Here is a 23,303-nt window from a genome sequence, read left to right on the forward strand (position 1 = left end):
GGAAGGATTAATCAATTTAATTCAAAATTCAAATAAGGGATAAAATATCATTAGAATGGTAAAATTTTGAACATCCTTGACAGAGCGCATAATTGTCCAGTATGATGAGGATGAATAGAATAGTACGTGCACCTTTTTAGATAAAGGGGAGTAGCTACTACAACAAAGTCGTCATTACGAGAGCGATCTCCGGCTTTGTTGGCAACTAGGACGTTGTTTGCGAGACCTTTACTTCTAGCTTCTTAAATGCTAGCAAGTAAGGGTTTTTATTATGCCTTGGAAAGGAAGGGGAAAAATGGAAATATTATCACTCGAATTTCTATCTAAGTTACTCACTATTGTTGTTATTGATTTAGTATTAGCTGGGGATAACGCGATTGTAATTGGTTTGGCTTCCCGAAAGTTGCCACACGAGCAACGGAAAAAAGCAATTTTTTGGGGGACAGCTGGAGCTGTCACGCTTCGAATAATAGCAACCGTATCAATAGTTTGGCTGCTTAAAATACCTGGGCTGTTACTCGTTGGAGGGCTCATTTTAGTATGGATTTCCTATAATCTATTAGTGGATAACGATAATCATGAGGATGTAAAAGCTGGAACAAGTTTTTGGTCCGCACTTCGGACTATTATATTAGCAGATACGATTATGAGCTTAGATAATGTGTTAGCAGTAGGCGGGGCCGCGCATGGAAGTGTCTTATTAGTGGTAATTGGGTTAGTGATAAGTGTTCCATTAGTAGTTTGGGGAAGTACCCTATTTATAAAATTAGTAGATCGATTTCCGATCATTTTATATATTGGTTCAGGAGTGTTAGCTTGGACGGCTGGAGGAATGATTGCCGAAGAGCCTATCATTCATGATTTTATAAAAGATTTTCCTTGGATTGAGTACGCAGTAAATATAGTATTAATAGTATTAGTGCTGCTTGCTGGATATATCCGTAAGCAGAAGAAAGAGAATAATATAACTCATACAATGGGAGGCAATGGATGAAGAGTAAATTAGTTGTTTCTTTATTTGCATCTAGCATGCTTTTGATGACTGGGTGTGATGATAATGATCTGGATAATTATACCCTCTGTTATGATAACGATAATGATCAATATTGCGATGATTCCTATGATCGAGTAGACTCAAGTTCCTATGTAGTGATAAATGGTAAGCGGGAGGCATATGTCGTTTATGATAGTTACGACTCATCCAGCAGCGGTGGGTGATTATCATCATCATCGAGAGCGAATCTATGGACCGATAAGAGATACTTTTTCGTGGGATATTTGGAACGGTCAAGAATATGCCTTAGCGTCATTTGCTGCAATTGATCAAACTTGGAAAAAAAATATAGAGCTCGCTACGGAGTTATTAGGAAATATTTTTGTTCGAGTTGCGGAAGTAGTAAGATTTGGATCAGAAGAATTATGGAGAGAACTCGGTTATCCTCCAGAAACGTGGAGAGCAATCTCACTGTCTACTGATTATAAGGCGATTACTACGATTGGAAGATTTGATTTCGCTTACACACCAGAGGGTTTAAAGATGTTGGAGTTTAATAGCGATACACCCACGAGTATCGTTGAGGCGTTTTATGCCAATGAAGAAGTTTGTCGTTATTATCAAGTAGAAAATATAAATAATGGTGCAGCAGATGATATTAAAAAGGCGTTTACGGACATAGTTGATTACTATCGACAAAAAGGTCATGCCACAAAAAATATTGTTTTTTGCTGTGATTCGGCCGATGGTGAGGATCAAGGAACTACCAAGTATTTATTAGAGCAGTCTGGGCTATCTGGTATTTACTCCCCGATTTTACATTTAGCATATGACCCGAATACGGAACGTCTCGTAACAAAATTGGAAAACGGGGAATATCGACAAGTAGACGTCCTCTACCGATTGCATGCATTGGAAATGATGGCGAAAGACCGCACTACCAAAGGCTTTCCAATCGGATCAAAGCTTTTAGAATTGGTGGCTAAAAAGAGGTTGACCATGATCAATCCTCCATCAGGATTTATCGCACAGACAAAAGCGATGCAAGCACTTATCTGGAATTTATATGAATCAAATATTTTTTTCTCAGCCGAAGAGAGGGAAGTAATATCCACGTACTGCCTTCCTACTTACTTGGAAAATCAGTTTCATGGGAAAGTCCCATATGTGAAAAAGCCTTTCTTTGGTCGAGAAGGCGGTGCAGTTTCTCTCTTTGATGCAGATGGAACATTAGAGACAGCAGATATAGAAAAATATTACTGGGATCAACCTATGGTCTACCAAGCAAAAGTGGAATTGCCGACCATAACGGTGGCAACGTCCAATGGTTTATATACAGGTAACTTATTGTTAGGTTCATTTTTAGTGGGGGGTAAACCTTCAGCGGTAATTGGCCGTGTAGATAAAGGGATCACGCATGATATGTCTTATTTTTTACCTTTGGCTTTAAAATGAAAAACGCGACTTCTTCGTGAGGTCGCGTTTTTATTTGGATTTTAAGTAGTTTTCTAATTTTACAAAGTGATAACCTTTCTGCAGCAAACGCGGTATCGCTTTTTGGATTCCTTCTGCGGTATCTCCTTCCGGTTGATTCATATGCAAAATAATAATCGAACCAGCTTTTGCTCGAAGCATCGAATGTTCTACTTGTTTGGTAGTAAATGTTGCCCCTGCGTCTCCGATAATATCAAAATTTACTGGGGTTTCATTTAAGTCTTTCACAATATGGACAGCGATATCATCATAAAAGGCGGTTCCAGAACGAAAAAATTTTGGAGATTTTCCAGTTAGTTTTTTTATTTTTTGTGCATTGCTGGTAATTTCATCGTAAACATTTGCAACACTTTTGGTTCCCTGTATCCCATAGACGCTCCGTCCTGTAACGGATAATGGACGATGTTCGGTTCCATGGTTTTCGATTTCAAATAAGGGGTTATGTGCAAGCTCCATAAACGTATCAGGATTGGCATCAATCCATCTGGAATTGATAAACAAAGTTGCGGGAATTTGGTGTTTGTTTAAATATTGAATAATTGCTTTATCATAACCACTTCCATGTTTTCCTCCACAAGCGTCAAAAGTGAGCGCGATTACTTTATCCTTCGTCGGCAGTTTTCGTACCACTCCTGGAATATCTTCTCCCCACTTCTTTGGTTTTCGATTTTGATACAGTTTTAATTCTTGTGTTTTGGAAGGAATCGTTGTTTCTTTTTTCACAGTAGTGTGCTGTTTAACTGGCGTCTGTTGGACGGCTTGCAGCTCTGATTTGGAGACGATCGAACAAGCTGTCAATAGACATAAGGTAGAAAAGACAATGATATAGTTTTTCATTCTTTAAAAAACCATCCTTTTCGTTTGAACCATGTGTACATAACTAGAGTAATAATAAGCATAATACCGAGTATCATAAAGTAGCCATAATGCCATTTTAACTCTGGCATGTATTCAAAATTCATGCCATATACACCAACGATGAATGTGAGCGGCATAAAGATAGTCGTGAACAAAGTCAATGTCATCATGATGATGTTCATTCGATTGGAGTTGATGGAGATATGATTATCGCGAATATCGGATGCCATTTCTCTGCTTGAATCAATCATCGCGCTCAATTTGCTCAGATAGTCATAGACATCCATATAGTAACGTCTTTCTTCCTCACTGCCAGAGAGGTGATCCGATTGCGTGATTCGAAAGATGAGATCACGCAGCGGGTGGACAGCATGGCGCAAGCGCAATAATTTTCGACGGATGTGAAATACTTCATCCATCTGCTTCTGCATTCTCCCTGCTCTTTCCCGGCGCATCCCAATCTGTGTCAATCGATCTTCCAATTTTTCCGACACAGGAAAGAAAGAATCTGTTATTTTGTCGATGATTTTATAACAGATATATCGGCTGCCAAGCGATTGGGCATTGGAGTCGCCCAGCATTCGTTTCCATACGACGTCAATTTCAGGCTGGGGATTATAGTGAAAAGTGACGACATATTGACGATGCTGGAAGATATCAATTTCTTTTGGCCTTATGTTATCTTTATCAATCGCATTGATCACGAAAAAATGATAATCATCATAATCATCGAGCTTCGTACGTTGTTGCAGATGGAGACAATCGAGTATTGCTAATTCATGAAATCCGAGCTTGTACAGTTCATTGGCTTCTTCTGGTGTCGGTTCATTGAAATCGATCCAATACCATGCTAACTCATTACGCTTTTGTTCAATATCTTCAAGCTTTAAATCTTCTAAAACTTCCCCTGATTTGCTATAGGCCAGTATACGAATCATCTTTCCATACTCCTTTTCATAGCATACCTTCCATTTTAGACTGAAAAAAATCACAGGACAACTATACGAAAAATTAATAGTAAGCGGTTTCTATTAAAAGTACTTAAATATCTGTTTAACAGTAGGATAAGAAATGCTAGCAAGACTTATACACGTGTCGCAGTATCCGTAAGATGAGGGAGACAAGAAGCAAAACACAGAGAAAGAGACAGATATGCTTCTTCGCCAACAAGGTGTACTCCTCGACTTCGTGCTCTCCCTGATTGTGGCATGTGTGCTCGGGCTCCAACAGATCGGAGTCGAGCAAGTCTGGAAGAACATGTCCCATCACATCATGGAACATTCCAAACACGAGCAGAACGAGCAGCATGATCCCCATACGATGGAGGAGCGTCGGAGCCGGAGGAAATGGAAAGTGAGTCTCGCTTAAATTTCCCCCTCCTCGAACTTGAAAGGACAGAAAACATAATATAAACGAAAGAAACATCAGTCGGCCCTTTGTGGAAAGGAAACACACGGGTACCAACTTCAAGCGAGTTGTCGCGGCAGACCTCCTCACCGGTCTGGCCCTTACGGCCACGGGATGCAGACAGGAGAAGAACGTGAAGACAACAGCCTCTGTTGCCAGCGGCATACGCTGAGACTGATCAAGGCGGGCAGCAGCACTTCTTTGACTTCGGTTAGAGAGGAGCAGCTGCCCGCCGCGCCGTTATAATTGATCTTTATACTTATTTTTCTTTACCTTTTGTTTATTTTTGATTACGATAAAGGTATGAATCTCCATTCGGGAGATACTTTGACTGGGGAGGACCCATGAAGAAGCCCATGGCTTCGAGTCTGATTGTGCTGGGCACTGTGGCGCTCGCTCTGACCGGCTGTTCCTTCAAGGGTGGTTCGGCGTCATCGCCGTACTACCCCGAAACGGGGACGGCTGGTCTGTCGGTGCCGGAGGACCCGTTCAAGAAGTGCGCCGACCACGACAACTACGTGGTGACCTACAAGGACAACGGCAAGCGGGTCAAGCGGTGCTACCAGCCGCCGTACGCGCCCAGGCTGCCTCGGGTGTACGACTGGAAGGTCGTCAGCTCGAAGCCGGCGTGTGACCGCGACGAGTACATCGCGAAGGTCCCGATGCTCAAGAAGCAGGCCAATCTGCGAGAGTGGAAGAAGCCGCAGTACTTCTGCTTCGACTATGTGGCGGGCTCCGACAAGGGCAAGAAGCGCAAGGCCACGGCCACGCCGGTGAGCACGTCCAAGACGACGCCGACGTGGAAGCCGTCCACGCCGGGAACGTCGAAGACGCTCAACCCGTCGGGGACGCCGTCCAAGGCGAAGGCGCTGACCCCGCCGAAGAGCCTGACCTCCGGCGGCACGTCTTCGGGCGGCAGCTCGGGTGGTTCGTCTTCGGGCGGCAGCTCGGGTAGCTCGTCTTCGAGCGGCAAGACCTCGGGTGGCGGCAAGCGCGGCAGGTAACCAGTCAAATGTGGCGGACACTCGTCTCTCTATGACAAACGTCAAGGAGAGCGGTGTCCGCCGCGTGATTTTATGGGAAAATATAAGTATCTTATTTTGTTAAAAAGAAGAAGTTACAAAAAAAATAACTTTTTGATACATTTTTCTGCACAATAATGTATAATAACTCATTGAGATGAATTTTTATTAATCAGGAGCGGATGAATGATGAGTAAAGAGAAAATTGTACTTGCCTATTCTGGCGGTTTAGATACTTCTGTAGCAATTCGCTGGTTGACGGAAAACTATGGATATGATGTGATTGCTGTTGCGCTTGATGTAGGTGAAGGAAAAGATTTGGATTTTGTCAAAGAAAAAGCGCTGAAAGTAGGAGCAATAAAGTCAATTGTTGTCGACGCAAAAGAACATTTCGCAAAACACTTTCTCGAGTCTGCCTTAAAAGCCAATGCGATGTATGAAGGGAAATACCCTCTCGTTTCTGCGTTGTCTCGTCCTTTGATCTCACAGATTTTGGTGCAAGTAGCAGAGGAAGAAGGAGCAGTTGCTGTTGCACATGGATGTACCGGAAAAGGAAACGACCAAGTGAGATTTGATCTTTCCGTTCAAGCTTTGAATCCAAATCTCAAAGTAATTGCTCCCGTTCGGGAATGGGCGATGTCTCGCGATGAAGAGATCAAATATGCTCAAGAGCACAATATTCCAATCCCGATTGATTTAGATAATCCTTACAGTGTGGACCAAAACCTTTGGGGACGAAGCTGTGAATGCGGGGTATTGGAAAACCCTTGGACTGCTCCGCCAGAAGGTGCTTATGAGTTGACGAAATCTATCGATGATACTCCAGATGAAGCAGTAGAAGTAGTAATTACTTTTGAAAAAGGGATTCCAACGGCATTAGACGGTGTAAACCTGCCTTTTCATCAATTGATCACCACATTAAACAAAATTGCAGGCGAACATGGTGTCGGTCGAATTGATCATGTAGAAAACCGATTAGTGGGAATCAAGTCACGGGAAGTATATGAGTGCCCAGCAGCGATCACATTGATTACTGCACATAGAGAGTTAGAATATTTGACTTTGACTCGCGATGTAGCGAGATTTAAACCATCTATCGAACAAAAATGGGCAGAGCTCGCTTACGATGGTCTATGGTTCTCTCCTTTGAAATTGGCATTGGATGCCTTTGTTGATGAAACGCAAAAGTTTGTAACAGGTGATGTGCGTGTGAGATTGTACAAAGGAACCGCAGTAGTTACAGGACGGGAATCAGAGTACTCTTTGTATAACGAACAGTTGGCTACTTATTCCACAGATGATACGTTTGATCATCAAGCAGCTGTCGGCTTTATTAAATTATGGGGATTACCAACGCATATTTATGCAACGATACATGAAGATGAGGTGAAAGCAGATGAAACTTTGGGGCGGTCGCTTTACCAAGTCGACGGATCAACTGGCGCTTGAATTCCAAGCATCGATATCTTTTGATCAAAAGTTAGTGATGGAAGATATCATTGGAAGTATCGTGCATGTAGAGATGCTTGGTGCCAATGAAATTTTGACCATCGAAGAGACCGAAACGATCAAAGCTGGTCTGAAAACGTTATTGGAAAAAGCAAAAGCTGGAGAATTGCAATATACAGTAGAACATGAAGATATTCATATGAATATTGAAAAAATGCTGATTGATCTCATCGGACCAGTTGGGGGTAAGTTACATACAGGTCGGAGCAGAAATGATCAAAGTGCATTGGATGTGCATCTGTATGCGAGAAGAAAAACAGTGGAACTGGTGGAACAAGCAGTTGTTTTTTCTGAAGTACTACTCACACAGGCAGAGAAAAATGTAGATACTCTGTTACCCGGGTATACGCATTTGCAACGTGCACAACCAGTGAGATTTGCCCACCACTTGCTCGCTTATGCGAGTATGCTGGAGCGAGATATGGGTAGATTAATCGATAGTTATAAGCGGACAGATATGTGTCCGCTTGGAGCAGGGGCGATTGCAGGTACTACTTTCCCTATCGATCGACAATATGTCAAAAATCGTCTCCATTTTGCAAACCTCTATGAAAATAGCATGGACGCGGTGAGCGATCGCGATTATATTGTAGAGTTAACTTCAGCATGTTCCTTGATCATGGTGCATTTGTCACGGTTGGCCGAAGAACTTATTCTATGGACGAGTGAAGAATTTCAATATGTTGAACTTGACGATGCTTACTGTACAGGAAGCAGTATGATGCCGCAGAAAAAAAATCCAGATATTCCTGAACTGGTCAGAGGGAAAACAGGGAGAGTTTTTGGGGGTATGATGGGTCTTTTGACCATGCTAAAAGCTCTGCCGCTCAGCTTTAACAAAGATATGCAAGAGGACAAAGAAGCTTTGTTTGATGCAGTAGAAACAACGGAAAATTGTCTAACCTTGATGAGTGCTGTTATCGAAACGATGGTTGTCAAAAAGGAAAAAATGTTACAAAATATACAACAGAGTTATTCCAACGCAACAGATTTAGCAGACTATTTGGCTTCAAAAGGAGTACCATTTCGACAAGCGCATGAAATTACCGGAAAGACGGTACTTTATGCTATTTCAAAACAAAAATATTTACTGGCATTGTCGTTAGATGAATACCAACAATTCTCTCCCATCATAGAAGAAGATATCTATACTTTTTTAGCAGAAGAAAATGTAGTAGAAGCTAGAAAGAGTGAAGGTGGCACAGCTAGAGCACAAGTCGAGAATCAATTAATATTAAGACGTCGTTCTCTCAATGAGACAAAGCAATGGTTGAAAACAGTGGAAACTGCTCAGCAACTTATTCAAGTCTAATATTTGGTTTTTCTTGCCAACGATGAAAAAGACAAGATCTGTTATAATAAGTCTCCAGTAAGTATTATTGCTTATACTGGAGATTTTTGCTGTCAAATTTGAATATATCATCATTTAGAAAAATATTAGTCTAGGAAACGTTAAGAATGATGCTATAATAGGAAACAGGTTTTTTGGACAGGGGATTCTTTTACTCTAAAAAAACAAGTGTTGATAGCATATTGGAAGAGAGCTTCTTTTCTTTTGATTACCAAATACTGTTGACTTGGAATGTTATTCTTTATTTATCGACTATAATTCCTATTAAAAGAGGAAACTGAGAGAAGTTTCGAGAAATACCTGAACTACCTATCCTAAGTGGTAGGCAAAATCGCTAACGACAAATGCTGTGCTAAAACGGAAGGTGATTTTATGATAGAAATGCACGATGTATGGAAAGTCTATCCCAATGGAATTGAAGCACTGCGCGGGATCGATGTAAAGGTAGACCAAGGTGAATTTGTCTATATAGTAGGACCAAGTGGTGCAGGGAAAAGTTCTTTTATCAAACTCATGTACCGGGAAGAAAAACCAACTCATGGTGTTGTTTTGATTAATGGTGTGAATGTAAAACGTGTGCGTGACTGGAAAATTCCTTATGTGAGACGTCGGATTGGTGTCGTGTTCCAAGACTATAAATTATTGCCGCACTTATCTGCATATGAGAATGTTGCATTTGCAATGGAGGCAGTTGAAACACCAAAACGAGAAATGAAGCCTCGCGTTCAAGAAGTGTTAGAGTTAGTCGGATTGGGAGATAGAATGAAGGCCTTGCCATCTCAGTTATCTGGTGGAGAGCAGCAGCGGGTATCCATTGCTCGGGCGATTGTCAATAACCCGACATTTATCATCGCAGACGAGCCTACTGGTAACTTAGACCCAGAAAACTCCTGGGATATCATGTACCTATTAGAAGAGATTAACGCACGTGGCACAACAGTCGTTATGGCAACACACAATAAAGAAATCGTAAATACGATGCGCCAACGAGTTATTGCGATTGAACAAGGCGTGATTGTGCGAGACGAATTGGGAGGCGAATACGGTTATGAAGATTGAAACCTTAAGTCGCCATTTTCGCGAAGCGTATCGCGGAATCATGAAAAACTCATGGATGAGTTTTGCGGCAATGGGGACTGTAGCTGTAACACTTTTGATTTTTGGGGTGTTCCTTATATTTGCGTTTAACATCAATTACTTGACCAAAGAATTGGACAAGCAATTAGCTGTTCGAGCATCTCTTCAAGATGGCATGCCTAAAACCAAACAAGTAGAGATTCTCAATAAAGTGAAACAAAATCCGCTCGTGAAAAAAGCTGATCTTGTCCCTAAAGATCAAGGTTTAGAAGAGATGAAGAAAAGCTGGGGAGATGCAAACTTTATCGAAGGTTTGAAGTCTGGGGACCAAAACCCATTACCAGATATTATTCGAATCGAGCCAAGCGACCCTAAAAAAGTAAATCAACTAGAATCACAAGTTAAAAGCATCGATGGTATTGTAGCAGCAGACTCTGGTGGTGGTGTGACTCAAACCTTACTTGGATTCTCTGGTGTGGTTCGAAATGTCATTCTTATTTTCGGTATCGCATTGTCCGTGTTAGCTGCATTTCTCATCTCCAACACCATTAAACTGACCATTTTTGCAAGACGGAAAGAAATAGAAGTTATGAGACTTGTAGGTGCGAGTAACTGGTTTATTCGCTGGCCATTTTTCATCGAGGGTGCTTTTATCGGAGTAGTAGGTGCTATATTACCGATAGGAATTTTGCTGATTTTGTACCAAGCATTTTTCAATACAGTAAATTCAGGTGCTGCATATACCGTTATTCAGATGATGCCAGTAACTTCCCTTGGGACATATTTATCAGTCAGTACATTTATTTTAGGTGCATTAATTGGTATCTCGGGTAGTTTACTCTCTATTCGTAAGTTCCTCAAAATATAGGATTTTGACATCATAGAACTTGGGGGGGTTATATGAGACGCCTATTTATTGCTAGCCTGTCTATTTGCTTGGCATTAAGTATATGGGGTGCAGATGCTTATGCTGCACCTTCAAAGAAATCGGAACAACAAGAAAAGCTTAAGCAAATACAAGAGAATAAAAAATCGAAAAATCAACAGCTCGGACAAGTTCAGACTGAATTGAACAAGTTGAAGAAGGAAATCGCACCGATTGAAAAACAAATGGATCAATATGATACTCAGCTTCAACAACTGAATAAAGACATCGCAGCAAACGAAATATTGTTAAAGCAACAGCAAAAACAGTTAAATACAAGAGTGATTCATCTCTATCAAAGTGGCGAAATGGGCTATATGGGACAATTGATTTCGGCCAAATCTTTTAGTGAGTTTTTTGCTCGTGTAGAAGGTATTCGTCTCATTGTGAAGAATGATAGTAACTTGTTGAAAGAATACAAGCAAACAGCAAAGTCTATTGCGGATAAAAAGAAATCCATTGAGGTTTTACGAGCAAAGATTCAACCGCTTTTTGCAAAAGAAAAAGCAAAAATCGCAGAAATCGAAAAGAAAACACAAGGGATCAGCAAGGAACTTGCTAATATTCAACATGATGAAGAAGCGACGGAAGCAGCTATTAAAGAGCAAGAGCGATTGGAAAAATTAGCGTCTCAGCAATATAGTGGGAATTTTGGTACAGGAGAATTGATGAAACCTGGTATCGGGTCCATCACGTCTTACTATGGTTCTCGTTGGGGCAGGAAACACAAAGGTATAGACATAGATGATAACAAGTCTGGTTCTAATGGAAAGAAAATTTTTGCAGCGGATGACGGAGTAGTTATTTTGACTAAGTCTGATCCTGATGGTTTTGGGTATTACATTGTCATCAAACATTCAGATGAGTTATCCACCTTATATGGTCATATGTATCGAAGCACTGTGCGTGTGTCAGTCGGAGATCGAGTCAAAAAAGGACAATGGATTGCAGATATCGGCAACAACGGACGCTCTACTGGATCACACCTTCATTTTGAAGTACATAAAAATGGAGATGCAGTTGATCCGATGCCATACATATCTTAATAGCTACATTCTTTCTGGGAGGACGTTGAGTTGCATAAGACAAAGCGAATACTCACCGCTACGATAGCTGTTTTGGTTTGTGCCAGTATAATTGTAGGCAGCAGCACCGAAGTGGATGCCAAAACAACACGTGAAGAAATATTGCAAATCCGCAAAGATAAGTTGAAAGTGATGGATTCCATTGCAAGCGGAAATAAGACATTAGAAAAATATAATGCACAGATGGCAGCAAGTCAAAAAGCGATTGATGATGTGCAAGTTCAAGTAGACAAAGTGTCCGTTCAAAAAAAAGAAGCAGAACAAAAAGAAGTATACTTCCAGAAACAATTTAATAAGCGACTCCGCGAATTGTATGAAAAAGGTGAAACTGGATATATGTCTGTTCTGCTTCAATCCAATAACTTTAATGAGTTTTTGGCACGGTTTGAGTATGTTCGGTTACTTGCACAACAAGACTATGCTTTGTTAGAAGACCGTAAAAAAGCAACAGCAGCAGTACAAGCACAGATCGATAAGTTGAACGAATTAATCGCAAAACAGCAAAAAGAAGTAGATAAATCAAAAGTTGCTTTTAATAAAATGATGGCAGAACTAAACAAGAGTAAAGGGAAATTAAAGGAACTCCAAGGCATGGAAGATGCCAACGAGTCTGAATTGATCGATATCAATAAAGATCTGATAAGCAGCGGAAAATTAAAATTTGCTTATACAGGACCATTGCAAAAACCAATGAGCTATCCCATTACATCTGGATTTAAATTCCGTTGGGGCAGGATGCATGAAGGGATTGACTTTGGGACTCAAGGAAAAATAGGAATTCCATATAGAGCAGCAGCTGACGGTGTTGTAGTAGAAAGTCGTGTATCTTCTGGATATGGATGGCTTATCACCATCTATCATGGAGAATATAATGGGCAACCTTTCTATACTCGATATGCACATAGTTATCCCTATGAAGTAAAAGTAAAAGTAGGACAAGAAGTATCCAAAGGAGAAATTATTTCTGCGGTTGGGAATAATGGGCACTCTACAGGTCCTCACCTCCACTTTGAAGTGCGAATTGGTTATGGTGCCAAACCGCCTGCGAAAGACCCAATGAACTATTTTGGTGGTTAATCCATTTGGTATATAGCATAAAAGAAGGACATCCGGTAACGCTTTTGAAGCGTGAAAGATGTCCTCCTTCTATTTCTCAAATGATAGGAATATGTTAGAGTAGAACCAAAATGGACGGGCATAATGGAGAGTTCCGTTTTTCGTGTTACATCATAAAGAGACTGGATCACGTTGTTGATGAAGAAAGGGCTGGAGAAATGACTTTTCGTAGTAGAACAGTTGCGCTTATGGTGATAGCAGCTATGGCTCTAGGTAGTTTGCTGACTTCCTTGTTTTTTATGGGACAGGAATCAAGCAGCTCACCTAATCAAGTTTCAAGTGAGTCAAAAGAATATAAAGCATATGAAGAAAAACTGAAAAAGACCTATGATACTATCCGCAGCAGCTATGTGAGAAATATTTCGGATCAAGCTCTAATGGATGGTGCTTTGCGCGGCATGATCGCAGCTCTAGGTGATCCGCATTCTGAGTATATGAATCCTCAAGAAGCAAAACAATTTCTTTCGTCCATTATGAATTCTTCTTTTTCCGGGATAGGTGCTGGCGTTATGATGAAGGATGGTCAAGTGACGATTGAATCAATTGTTAAGGACTCACCAGCGGAACACGCAGGGTTGCAAGTAAATGATCAAATTCGCAAAGTGGATGGAAAGAGTATCATTGGTCTTAAATTAAACGAAGCAGTAGCCAAGATCAGGGGTCCAAAAGGAACCAAAGTTACATTGGAAGTCGTGCGAGGAGGAGGGGCGCCTTTTACGGTTACTGCGGTCAGAAAAGATATTCCACAACAAACGGTTAGTAATAAAATGTTGGATAATCGGATTGGATACATTGGTATTTCTCAATTTTCACAGTCAACCGATAAAGAATTTTTCACTTCCATCTCGCAGTTAGAAAAGAAAAAAATGAAAGGTCTTATTATTGATCTGCGAGGTAATCCCGGTGGACTGTTAGCTGTAGTAGTGAAAATGTGTGAACAGTTGCTTCCCGAAGGAAAAATCATTGTGAGTACACAAGACAAGGCAGGAAACAAAGAAGTATATCGTGCAAAAGCAACTCAGTTAAAATCATATCCCATCACGATATTGGTAGATGGAAGCAGTGCTAGTGCAGCAGAGATCATGGCCGCCGCTTTCCAACAGTCAGGTGGGTATACGGTGATCGGTCAGAAAACGTATGGAAAAGGAAGTGTTCAATCCAGTATTGAATATTCCGATGGCAGTAATTTAAAACTGACGATCGCAAAATGGTTGACTCCAAATGGTACATGGATCGATCAACATGGTGGGACAAAAGGACTATCACCAAATATTGAAGTTGCTCCATTTGCTTTTACACAAGCGAATTTACCAGCAGGAAAGCAAACCTGGAAACCGGATAGCAATTCTACCGATGTGAAAAATATGCAGTTAATTTTAGATGCGCTTGGTTTTAAACCTGGTAGAACTGATGGCTATTTTGATACTCGTACAGAGGCTGCATTGAAAAACTTCCAAAAATACAATAAAATCTCAGAAAATGGAAATCTAGATACACAGACAGCAAAATATTTGGGAATTGCATACCAAAGTTTATTGCGTGATCCAAAGAACGATAAACAATTGCAGACTGCTATCCAATTTCTGGCTCATATTAGTGAATAAATAGTGAACTCAAAGGAATATTTGGTACTTATGCCGAAACCCTCTCTATTAGATGTTTGCACTGGAGGGGGTTCCTTTTGCATCTAGAGTTTATGAAAACTTGGCTATTTCTATGGACAGAGCCACTATGGGTTATTGCATTGTTACTTCCAATCTTGTTTACAATTTATACAAACCTCTTAGAGCGAAAGCATTTTGGCCATATTGTGGAGGCACCGCTGCCAGCCATACTCCGAACGTGTTGTTATGGATTATTGACTGGATTTGCACTTTCTTTGGCATTATCTTCCTTTATGTTCGAAATAAATAAAGACGAATTATTTTTAGTTTGGATGATGACGATTTCTTTTGCTATTTTTCGTAGACGTTTTGCCTGTATCGCTTACTCTGTGGGGTTTATTTCTTTGCTTCATTTAGCCCTGCCTTATATGTACATAAGTGTTTTACCGATCGGACTAGTGAAGTGGTATTACGTAGTGGAGCATTTCTCAGTGGTGAATTGGCTGTATATCGTTGGTTTTGCTCACTTCTTAGAATGGATTTTAATTCGTGCAGAAGGTTCTATTTCCAGTACACCCGTCCGACTTGATCATATATCTGGAAAGAGTGTACCAGGTTATCTGCTCGCAAAAACTTGGCCTATTTCCTTTGTTGCTTTTACTCCAGCAGGATGGCTGCCATTACCTATCATGATGGGATTTGCTAGTAAAACATGCTCAAGACCACTCAAACAAAAAAAGAGGCTTATTTCTACGCTCACGTTGTTATATGCAAGTACACTGATTACGATATTATGGTTAGCAACCTTCCAAAAGGAATTGCTATGGATAGCTGCCATTTTTGCATTGTTTGGTCATGAAGTAATGTATCTTTGGAGCCGATTTATGGAAAGACGCAAGGCACCATTGTTTGTCTCTGATGAAAAAGGGTTAAAAGTGTTAGCTGTTCTTCCACAAACTCCTGCTGCTGTATTAGGAATCAAGACTGGAGATATCATCCATCGTTTAAATGGAGTGCGTATTCAGACAGCAGCCGATTTGGAACAAGCTGTTTCACTCTCATCATTTTGTAAGTTAGAAATATTAGATGAACAATATGACAGCCACTTTCTTCAGCGGGCGATTTATGAGAAAGATCCCATGAATCTTGGGATAGTAGGAGCAGAGAAGCTATTTGAGTGAAAAAATTCGATCAAATATCAAAGCCTTTCCATGATAATCAGGGAAGGTTTTTTATTTGATGCTATATAACTGAGTAGGCATTTAATTTTGGAATATATCGTGGATTCATGTAAGAATGAAGACATAAATGACTGCCCCCTCCCAATTACATCGGAAGGGGGCTGATCACAACGAAACCTACGCTGCGACCTTGGGCAATTGACCAACTTCTACCATGAGACTACAGTTGTATGTACTCAAACGGTGTCAGAAGGCCCTAGTTTCATATGATTCCATGATTCTGGGGTAGACTTGGAACTGTGGTAGAGGAGGAGTATTGTCTTCCAACTCCGGCAAAGCCCTATGCCACTTGGTGATGCTGGTGTCAGGCAAGCAAGCTTCAATGCGCCTTACTTGCTCCGACATAGCTTTCGCTGTTTTTGGGGCCTTTGCCTTTTCTTTTGCATGTTGGACGAAGGCTTCCAAAAATTTCTGTACCACAGTAACGGAGTTTCGATTTTGCGGCCAGGTTGTACCAGTTTCGAGTTCAAGGAATTCTTGCAAATCCCTATTTTTTGCGATCGTTGTCAAGGAATTATGGAGCAAGTCCTTGGCAGTGCTCATGGTTTCCTCAAGCGGCAAATCATCCTTAATCAGCCTGAGAGATTCAAGGTTAGTGATCGCATGGTATGCTTGAAATGTGTAAAATACAGGCATCATGTCTTGATGCCTTGTAAAGTCCAGACCTGCTCCACTAAAGGTAGACCAATAATCCCGAACACGTTGGATTTGGATAAGTGTCCCAGCCAGTCGTGCTAGGTGATCCTTCATAAGCATCAAACTACGCTCGAAAGCTGCACGAACCGGAAACAGCGTGATCCCTGCACGATTGAAGTATCCACAGAGATAGGCTACTGAAACAGTTCCCATGAACAGGTACTGGACTGCCTCTGCATAGGAGATTGCTACCAAAGTCGGGGAAGCGACCCAGCATCCAATCGCCAAAATGACGGAGCTCAGGAACATGATGGTGGAAGAGATTTGAGTTTGTTTGTGAGCCCCCAACACCTCTCCCACACATACGTAGACAGCCCAAAGGCCATTTACCCATACGTATAGAAGGAGCAGCCAAACTGCCATCTTCGAGACGATCGGATCATCTGTGAAGATTCCAACCACAGCTTTTCCAAACATAAGTTGGATCGTCCATGAAACAATACTACCCACGAGTACGGTCCCAAGCGCCCACCGAATGTAATGGGCTACTTGTTTGTTTTTCTCGATCATGGGACCCACCACAGGGGTAATAGAAGAGAAGACTCCTCTCATCCAAGTGATGTAGAACACTCCTTGGACGACGTTAAAGATTCGATTGGCAGCGAGGGCCTCAGTTCCAGTTCCAGCGAGAATGGCAAAGTAATAAATCATCCCCAATTGATTGGAGACATTTCCCAAAGCCTTGGGGAATGCTTGGCTGAGAATCTTCTTCTGAATCGTCCAGTCGATTTGCCATTGCAGGTAAGTGCCTGCATAGCGAAGGAATGTCGAAATGATCCAAACCGTTCCGATCAGAGAAGACAGCACACCTGCACATGCAGCTCCCATCAGCCCGAGATGCAGCGGGTAGATGAGTACGTAGTCCAGCAATAGATGGAGGATGATCATTGCAAAGCCTGTGTATGTAGCAGACTTTTGCAATTTGAGTCCTTGTAGTCCGTCTCTTGCCACACCAAACAGGGCTGGAAACATACATGTTCCGCCGACCATTTGCAGGTAGATCACTCCACTGGCAGTTGCTTCTACACCATAGAGTGTAAGCAGTTGTCTAGCCAAGACGACGGCAACCGCACCCAATGCCAGGCAAAGAAAGCAGCTCAGATAGAGAGCTTGGAGGAGATACTTCCATGCCTCGGTTTTGTTTTTTGAGGTCGAAGTGTAGTAGTTCGTTACGGAACCAATTGTTGCGTAGATCGCAAGTTGGATCAGCAGTACGTTTCCGGAGATGGTCACGGCTTCGATTGCCGACAGCCCGATTCGGGTGATGAAAAGAGTGTCGACAAATCCTTCAATCGCAGTGAGCAAGGCAAGTAGCATCGGTCGCCAGCCCAAATGGATCATCGATTTTAGCGGGTGCTCTTTCTCTTTCATAACCTTCCTTTAAGTTAGGGAGCACATACTTCAATTGTAGTCGAAAAATAGGAGAATTCATATATTTGAAAATCCTATAGAAGCGATAAAGAATTAGATTTTGCATCCTGATTACCGGAACGAATGTTTTCGCTTGACAGCGAAAGTATGTTATAATGTTGGATGTTGTGAATAGAAGATAAATGAATTTATATAGATGAATTGCAAGAATAGGACGGTGAGAAGTGTGGAGAAGCTTTTTCAGTTGGAGTCTGAATTTGAGCCAAGCGGGGATCAACCAAGAGCAATTGAAGCCTTAACAGCAGGAATACAAGAAGGAAAAAAACAACAGACCCTGCTAGGGGCTACTGGTACGGGTAAGACATTTACCATTGCATCCACAATTGCAAAAGTTAATAAACCCACCCTTGTGATCGCTCATAATAAAACATTAGCAGCACAGTTGTGTGGAGAATTAAAAGAATTGTTCCCGCACAATGCAGTTGAATATTTTGTTAGTTACTATGACTACTATCAACCAGAAGCATATATTCCTCAAACCGATACTTTTATCGAAAAAGATTCTTCCATTAACGATGAGATAGATAAATTGCGACACTCAGCGACAAGCGCATTAATCGAACGAAAAGATGTGATTATCGTTGCCAGTGTCTCTTGCATTTATGGGCTTGGTTCACCGATTGAGTATCGTGATCTTGTCCTCTCTCTGCGTGTAGGAATGGAAAAAGAGCGAAATGAAGTACTTCGTAAATTAGTCGATATTCAATATCAACGGAACGATTTAAACTTTACGCGTGGTACATTTCGCGTGCGTGGAGATGTGGTCGAAATTTTTCCTGTCTCTCGCAGTGAACAAGCAGTTCGGGTGGAGTTTTTTGGGGATGAAATAGAACGAATTCGAGAAATCGATGTGGTGACTGGAGAAATTATCGGAGATCGGGAACATATTGCTGTTTTCCCAGCTTCTCACTATGTCACTCGCGGGGCAGTGATGGAGAGAGCTTTAAAAACCATTGAATCCGAACTTCGAGAGCAGTTGGCTTTCTTCAAACAAGAAGGAAAGTTATTAGAAGCCCAACGCCTAGAACAACGTACACAATATGATATGGAAATGATGCGTGAGATCGGATTTTGTTCAGGAATTGAAAATTATTCCAGGCACCTGATCGGTACGGAACCCGGTCAACCTCCGTATACGTTGATCGATTATTTTCCTGATGATTTTTTGATCGTCGTAGACGAATCACATGTTTCGATCCCACAAATTGGGGCAATGTTTAATGGGGATCAAGCTCGTAAAAATATGTTGGTAGAACACGGTTTTCGTTTACCTTCTGCTCGAGATAACCGACCGCTCAAATTTGAAGAATTTGAGGGTAAGATCAATCAAATCATGTTTGTATCTGCGACACCAGGGCCATATGAGTTAGATAAAACGCCTGAAATGGTAGAGCAGATTATCCGGCCGACCGGTCTGCTCGATCCAAAAATTTATATTCGTCCTATCAAAGGTCAAATAGACGACTTGATAGGGCAAATTAATAAACGTGTGGATCAGGACGAACGTGTTTTGGTTACGACCTTGACTAAGAAAATGGCAGAAGATTTGACGGACTACTTCAAAGAAATAGGGATTCGAGTTCGTTACTTACATGCAGATATCAAGACAATTGAACGGATGGAAATTTTGCGTGATCTTCGTTTGGGTGAGTTTGATGTTCTCGTTGGAATTAATCTTCTTCGTGAGGGACTTGATCTTCCTGAGGTTTCCTTAGTAGCCATTCTCGATGCGGATAAAGAAGGTTTCTTACGTGCAGAGCGTTCGTTAATTCAGACCATTGGCAGGGCTGCACGTAACGCAAATGGTGAAGTTATTATGTATGCGGATAAGATAACCAATTCCATGCAAAAAGCGATCGAAGAGACGGAACGTCGTCGTACCATCCAAATTGCGCACAATAAGAAACATGGAATTACACCGATGACGATTCAGAAGAAAGTCCGTCAAGTAATCGAAGCAACAACGAAAGTTGCAGAAGAGAAGGCAGCCTATACGACAACTCGCAATGGCAAGAAGATGACAAAGAAAGAACGGCAATTACTTTTAGAGAAGATGGAAAAGGAAATGAAACAAGCGGCCAAAGATTTGCAGTTTGAACGTGCTGCGGAATTACGAGATATTCTTTTAGAGTTAAAAGCAGAAAGTGGGGACTGACGGTTGGCGATCGAAAATATTGAGATACGAGGAGCACGTGTCCATAATTTAAAAGATATAGATGTTACCATTCCTCGTGATAAATTGGTAGTAATCACGGGTCTTAGTGGTTCCGGTAAATCTTCCCTTGCATTTGATACCATCTATGCGGAAGGGCAGAGGAGATATGTAGAATCTTTATCTGCGTATGCGAGACAGTTTTTAGGCCAAATGGACAAACCTGATGTAGATAGTATTGAAGGCTTGTCTCCAGCAATCTCCATCGATCAGAAGACAACAAGCCGCAATCCACGTTCTACTGTTGGCACCGTAACGGAAATTTATGATTATATTCGTTTGTTGTTCGCTCGTATCGGACGCGCTTATTGTCCACATCACGGAATCGAAATAACATCTCAAACTACCCCGCAAATGGTAGATCATATCCTTGCTTTGCCTGAGAAAACGAGGATACAAATCCTCGCTCCTATTGTGAAAGGTAAAAAAGGAGAACACGAAAAAATTCTAGCAGATATTCAAAAGCAAGGATTTGTAAGGGTTCGGATCGATGGAGAAATTCAAGAAGTAACGGAAGTAGAAAAACTAGAGAAAAATAAAAAACATACAATCGAAGTCATTGTCGATCGTATTGTGATCAAAGAAGGGATCACTTCCCGTCTTACGGATTCAGTGGAAATGGCATTGCGTCAGTCAGATGGGGAAGTTCTCGTCGATGTCATCGATGGAGAAGAAATGTTATTCAGTCAAAATCTTGCTTGTCCAGAGTGCGGTTATAGTATTCCTGAGCTCACTCCTCGGATGTTTTCTTTTAATAGCCCATTTGGTGCATGTCCAACATGCGACGGGCTCGGAAACCGAATGGAAATAGATCCGACATTAGTGATTGCAAACCCAAAACTGTCTCTCAGTAAAGGGGTAATTGAACCGTGGGCTAGTTCGTCTAGTAACTACTACAACCAGCTGTTAGATGCTGTTTGTAAACATTTTGGAATCAGTCAAACAAAGGCATTTGAGAAGCTTTCAGAAGAGCAGCAAAACATCATTTTATATGGTTCCAAAGAGAGATTCCGTTTTCAATATACCAATGATATGGGCTTTTCCCGCGATACACATACGACGTTTGAGGGTGTAGTAAATAATTTAACTCGTCGACATCGGGAAACCGCATCTGACATGGTACGTGATCAATTGGAAGGTTATATGAGTACGAAACCTTGTCCAACTTGCAGGGGAGCAAGGGTTAAAGAAGAGATGCTCTATGTATTGGTCGGTGGTCAAAATATTGATTATGTGACAAAATTGACGATTGCTGAGTCACTCACATATTTTGAGTCTCTTGAGCTGACAGAAAAAGAGAGACAAATAGCAAGATTGGTGTTAAAAGAAATCGAGAGTAGACTTGGATTTCTGTCCAATGTCGGGTTGGATTATCTCACCCTAAGTCGGTCCGCTGGGACTTTATCAGGGGGAGAAGCACAACGTATCCGGCTTGCTACTCAAATCGGCTCTAGTTTGATGGGCGTTCTCTATATTTTAGACGAACCAAGTATCGGGCTTCATCAGAGAGACAATAGTCGTTTGATCACTACGTTAGAGAAAATGAGGAATATCGGGAATACATTGATTGTAGTAGAACATGATGAAGATACGATGATGAGTGCTGATTATATTTTGGATATTGGTCCAGGTGCAGGTGTTCATGGTGGACAAGTAATAGCAGCTGGTACTCCAAACGAGATCATGGAAAATCCAGATTCTCTTACAGGTAACTATTTGAGCGGACGAAAATTTATCCCACTACCAGAAAAGAGACGAGAAGCGACAGATAAGTGGATAAAAGTGGTTGGAGCATCCGAAAATAATTTACGAGATGTTTCTGCGTCTTTTCCGATTGGACTTCTAACCTGTATCACAGGTGTTTCTGGGTCTGGGAAGAGTACGCTGATCAACGAAATTTTACTAAAATCGTTATCGAAGCAGCTAAATCGAGCCAAAACAGTACCTGGAAAACACAAAAAAATCGACGGTATCGAACATCTCGATAAAGTAATCAGTATTGACCAATCTCCAATTGGTCGTACTCCTCGAAGTAATCCTGCAACCTATACGGGTGTGTTTGATGATATTCGTGATGTTTTTGCTTCGACAACAGAGGCGAAAGTCCGCGGTTATCTCAAAGGTCGTTTTAGTTTCAATGTCAAAGGCGGACGTTGTGAGGCCTGTCGTGGGGATGGGATTATCAAGATTGAAATGCACTTCTTACCAGATGTCTATGTACCTTGTGAAGAATGCAAAGGTAAACGATACAACCGTGACACCTTAGAGATTCGCTATAAAGGGAAAAACGTTGCGGATGTGCTAAGTATGACAGTAGAAGACGCAGTAGAGTTTTTTGCCAACATCCCAAAAATCAAACGAAAACTGCAAACACTTTTGGATGTAGGTTTGGGATATGTCCAATTAGGCCAGCCGGCAACCACGTTATCCGGTGGAGAAGCCCAAAGAGTAAAGCTAGCTTCTGAATTGCACAAACGCAGCACAGGACGGACGTGTTATGTGTTAGACGAACCGACGACAGGGCTTCATGTTCATGATATTGCTCGACTGCTTACGGTTTTGCAAAGACTTGCGGATAATGGGGACACCGTTCTTGTCATTGAGCATAACTTAGATGTAATCAAAACAGCTGATTATATCGTAGATTTAGGTCCTGAAGGTGGAAAAGGTGGAGGAATCATTGTGGCGACCGGTACACCTGAAGAAGTGGCGAAGAAAAAAGGTTCTTACACAGGCGAATACCTAGCTCCAATCCTTAAAAGAGATCAAAAAAGGGTGAAACAAGCTGTAACAGCAGGGAATTAGTCTGAAGTGCGCCATAGCGATCTTGCTATGGTCTCTTTTTATCCTTTTCGTCGCTTGAGACCACTCATGTACATTCGATATACTTTTGTTGAGAGGAGAGGTGAATGATGCGTTGGATCTTAGGAATTATTATAAATGCAATCATTGTGTTTCTGATTGCTAACTACTTACCTGGAGTACACGTTGATTCTTGGAGCACGGCATTTTGGATTGCAATTTTGTTAGCGGTCATCAATATTCTCATATGGCCAATCAAATGGCTTCTATCACTTGTTACACTTGGTCTATTTGGATTAATTATTAACATTGCATTATTTTGGGGTCTTAGTTTCTTTGTAGATGGGTTTACTATCGATGGATTTGTACCTGCAATTCTCGGAGGTTTGATATTGACAGTGGCATCATCCATTGCACGAGGAATTTTAAAATAAGCTTTGTAAAGTGCGGCACACTCCCTTCTTGCATATGGGAGTGTG

19 protein-coding genes are annotated in these 23,303 nt (G+C 41.5%); 16 read left to right on the forward strand and 3 right to left on the reverse strand.

Annotation, left to right across the window (positions count from 1 at the left end):
* Positions 1–295 precede the first annotated feature (295 nt).
* The 3 genes from AC5WOF_RS12545 to AC5WOF_RS12555 are packed head-to-tail and all read left to right on the forward strand — an operon-like array spanning position 296 to position 2,449.
* Positions 296–994 (forward strand): TerC family protein, encoded by a 699-nt coding sequence (locus AC5WOF_RS12545; RefSeq protein ID WP_496050299.1) that lies wholly within the window; start codon positions 296–298, stop codon positions 992–994.
* Positions 991–1,218, forward strand: coding sequence for a hypothetical protein (locus tag AC5WOF_RS12550; RefSeq protein WP_496050300.1), 228 nt, complete (start codon positions 991–993; stop codon positions 1,216–1,218). The genes AC5WOF_RS12545 and AC5WOF_RS12550 overlap by 4 nt, the downstream gene beginning before the upstream one ends.
* A complete protein-coding gene (locus AC5WOF_RS12555; protein ID WP_496050301.1) occupies positions 1,184–2,449 on the forward strand; it encodes a glutathionylspermidine synthase family protein in 1,266 nt (421 codons plus the stop codon). Before AC5WOF_RS12550 ends, AC5WOF_RS12555 begins: the two co-directional genes overlap by 35 nt.
* Positions 2,450–2,479: 30 nt before the next feature.
* Here the strand turns inward: AC5WOF_RS12555 and AC5WOF_RS12560 are convergent, their stop codons facing one another.
* On the reverse strand, positions 2,480–3,325 hold the full coding sequence (locus AC5WOF_RS12560) for a polysaccharide deacetylase family protein (RefSeq protein WP_496050302.1): 846 nt from the start codon (positions 3,323–3,325) through the stop codon (positions 2,480–2,482).
* A complete protein-coding gene (gene corA, locus AC5WOF_RS12565; protein ID WP_496050303.1) occupies positions 3,322–4,284 on the reverse strand; it encodes a magnesium/cobalt transporter CorA in 963 nt (320 codons plus the stop codon). Before corA ends, AC5WOF_RS12560 begins: the two co-directional genes overlap by 4 nt.
* Before the next feature lie 214 nt (positions 4,285–4,498).
* Between corA and AC5WOF_RS12570 the strand changes: the two genes are divergently transcribed.
* From AC5WOF_RS12570 to AC5WOF_RS12615, 10 genes are all read left to right on the forward strand, one after another.
* The gene (locus AC5WOF_RS12570; protein WP_496050304.1) at positions 4,499–4,714 is read left to right on the forward strand and encodes a hypothetical protein; all 216 of its coding nucleotides are present in this window, start codon (positions 4,499–4,501) and stop codon (positions 4,712–4,714) included.
* 383 nt (positions 4,715–5,097) lie between these two features.
* The gene (locus tag AC5WOF_RS12575) at positions 5,098–5,757 is read left to right on the forward strand and encodes a hypothetical protein (protein WP_496050305.1); all 660 of its coding nucleotides are present in this window, start codon (positions 5,098–5,100) and stop codon (positions 5,755–5,757) included.
* A gap of 207 nt (positions 5,758–5,964) precedes the next feature.
* The gene (locus tag AC5WOF_RS12580) at positions 5,965–7,224 is read left to right on the forward strand and encodes an argininosuccinate synthase (RefSeq protein ID WP_496050306.1); all 1,260 of its coding nucleotides are present in this window, start codon (positions 5,965–5,967) and stop codon (positions 7,222–7,224) included.
* On the forward strand, positions 7,172–8,596 hold the full coding sequence (argH, locus tag AC5WOF_RS12585) for an argininosuccinate lyase (protein WP_496050307.1): 1,425 nt from the start codon (positions 7,172–7,174) through the stop codon (positions 8,594–8,596). The genes AC5WOF_RS12580 and argH overlap by 53 nt, the downstream gene beginning before the upstream one ends.
* A 411-nt stretch (positions 8,597–9,007) precedes the next feature.
* Positions 9,008–9,694 carry a cell division ATP-binding protein FtsE gene (ftsE, locus tag AC5WOF_RS12590; protein ID WP_240875885.1) on the forward strand — a complete coding sequence of 229 codons (687 nt, stop codon included), beginning with the start codon at positions 9,008–9,010 and terminating at the stop codon, positions 9,692–9,694.
* The gene (ftsX, locus tag AC5WOF_RS12595; protein ID WP_496050308.1) at positions 9,684–10,580 is read left to right on the forward strand and encodes a permease-like cell division protein FtsX; all 897 of its coding nucleotides are present in this window, start codon (positions 9,684–9,686) and stop codon (positions 10,578–10,580) included. Before ftsE ends, ftsX begins: the two co-directional genes overlap by 11 nt.
* 32 nt (positions 10,581–10,612) lie before the next feature.
* Positions 10,613–11,683 carry a murein hydrolase activator EnvC family protein gene (locus tag AC5WOF_RS12600; protein ID WP_496050309.1) on the forward strand — a complete coding sequence of 357 codons (1,071 nt, stop codon included), beginning with the start codon at positions 10,613–10,615 and terminating at the stop codon, positions 11,681–11,683.
* 30 nt (positions 11,684–11,713) lie between these two features.
* Positions 11,714–12,799 carry a murein hydrolase activator EnvC family protein gene (locus AC5WOF_RS12605; RefSeq protein ID WP_496050310.1) on the forward strand — a complete coding sequence of 362 codons (1,086 nt, stop codon included), beginning with the start codon at positions 11,714–11,716 and terminating at the stop codon, positions 12,797–12,799.
* 110 nt (positions 12,800–12,909) lie between these two features.
* Positions 12,910–14,442 (forward strand): S41 family peptidase, encoded by a 1,533-nt coding sequence (locus AC5WOF_RS12610; protein ID WP_496050311.1) that lies wholly within the window; start codon positions 12,910–12,912, stop codon positions 14,440–14,442.
* A gap of 77 nt (positions 14,443–14,519) precedes the next feature.
* Positions 14,520–15,623 (forward strand): PDZ domain-containing protein, encoded by a 1,104-nt coding sequence (locus tag AC5WOF_RS12615; RefSeq protein WP_496050312.1) that lies wholly within the window; start codon positions 14,520–14,522, stop codon positions 15,621–15,623.
* A gap of 246 nt (positions 15,624–15,869) precedes the next feature.
* Here the strand turns inward: AC5WOF_RS12615 and AC5WOF_RS12620 are convergent, their stop codons facing one another.
* Positions 15,870–17,750 (reverse strand): MATE family efflux transporter, encoded by a 1,881-nt coding sequence (locus AC5WOF_RS12620; protein WP_496050313.1) that lies wholly within the window; start codon positions 17,748–17,750, stop codon positions 15,870–15,872.
* 226 nt (positions 17,751–17,976) lie between these two features.
* On the opposite strand from AC5WOF_RS12620, the gene uvrB reads away from it, so the two are divergent.
* The 3 genes from uvrB to AC5WOF_RS12635 all read left to right on the forward strand — a co-directional run bounded on the left by uvrB (position 17,977) and on the right by AC5WOF_RS12635 (position 23,258).
* Entirely contained in the window at positions 17,977–19,965 is a 1,989-nt protein-coding gene (uvrB, locus tag AC5WOF_RS12625; RefSeq protein ID WP_496050314.1) for an excinuclease ABC subunit UvrB, read from the forward strand.
* 3 nt (positions 19,966–19,968) lie between these two features.
* Positions 19,969–22,827 (forward strand): excinuclease ABC subunit UvrA, encoded by a 2,859-nt coding sequence (uvrA, locus tag AC5WOF_RS12630; RefSeq protein ID WP_496050315.1) that lies wholly within the window; start codon positions 19,969–19,971, stop codon positions 22,825–22,827.
* A 104-nt stretch (positions 22,828–22,931) separates the two neighbouring features.
* Positions 22,932–23,258: a phage holin family protein gene (locus tag AC5WOF_RS12635; protein ID WP_496050316.1), complete on the forward strand. Its 327-nt coding sequence runs from the start codon at positions 22,932–22,934 to the stop codon at positions 23,256–23,258.
* Positions 23,259–23,303 lie beyond the last annotated feature (45 nt).

Source organism: Shimazuella sp. NTD250 (assembly GCF_059510375.1).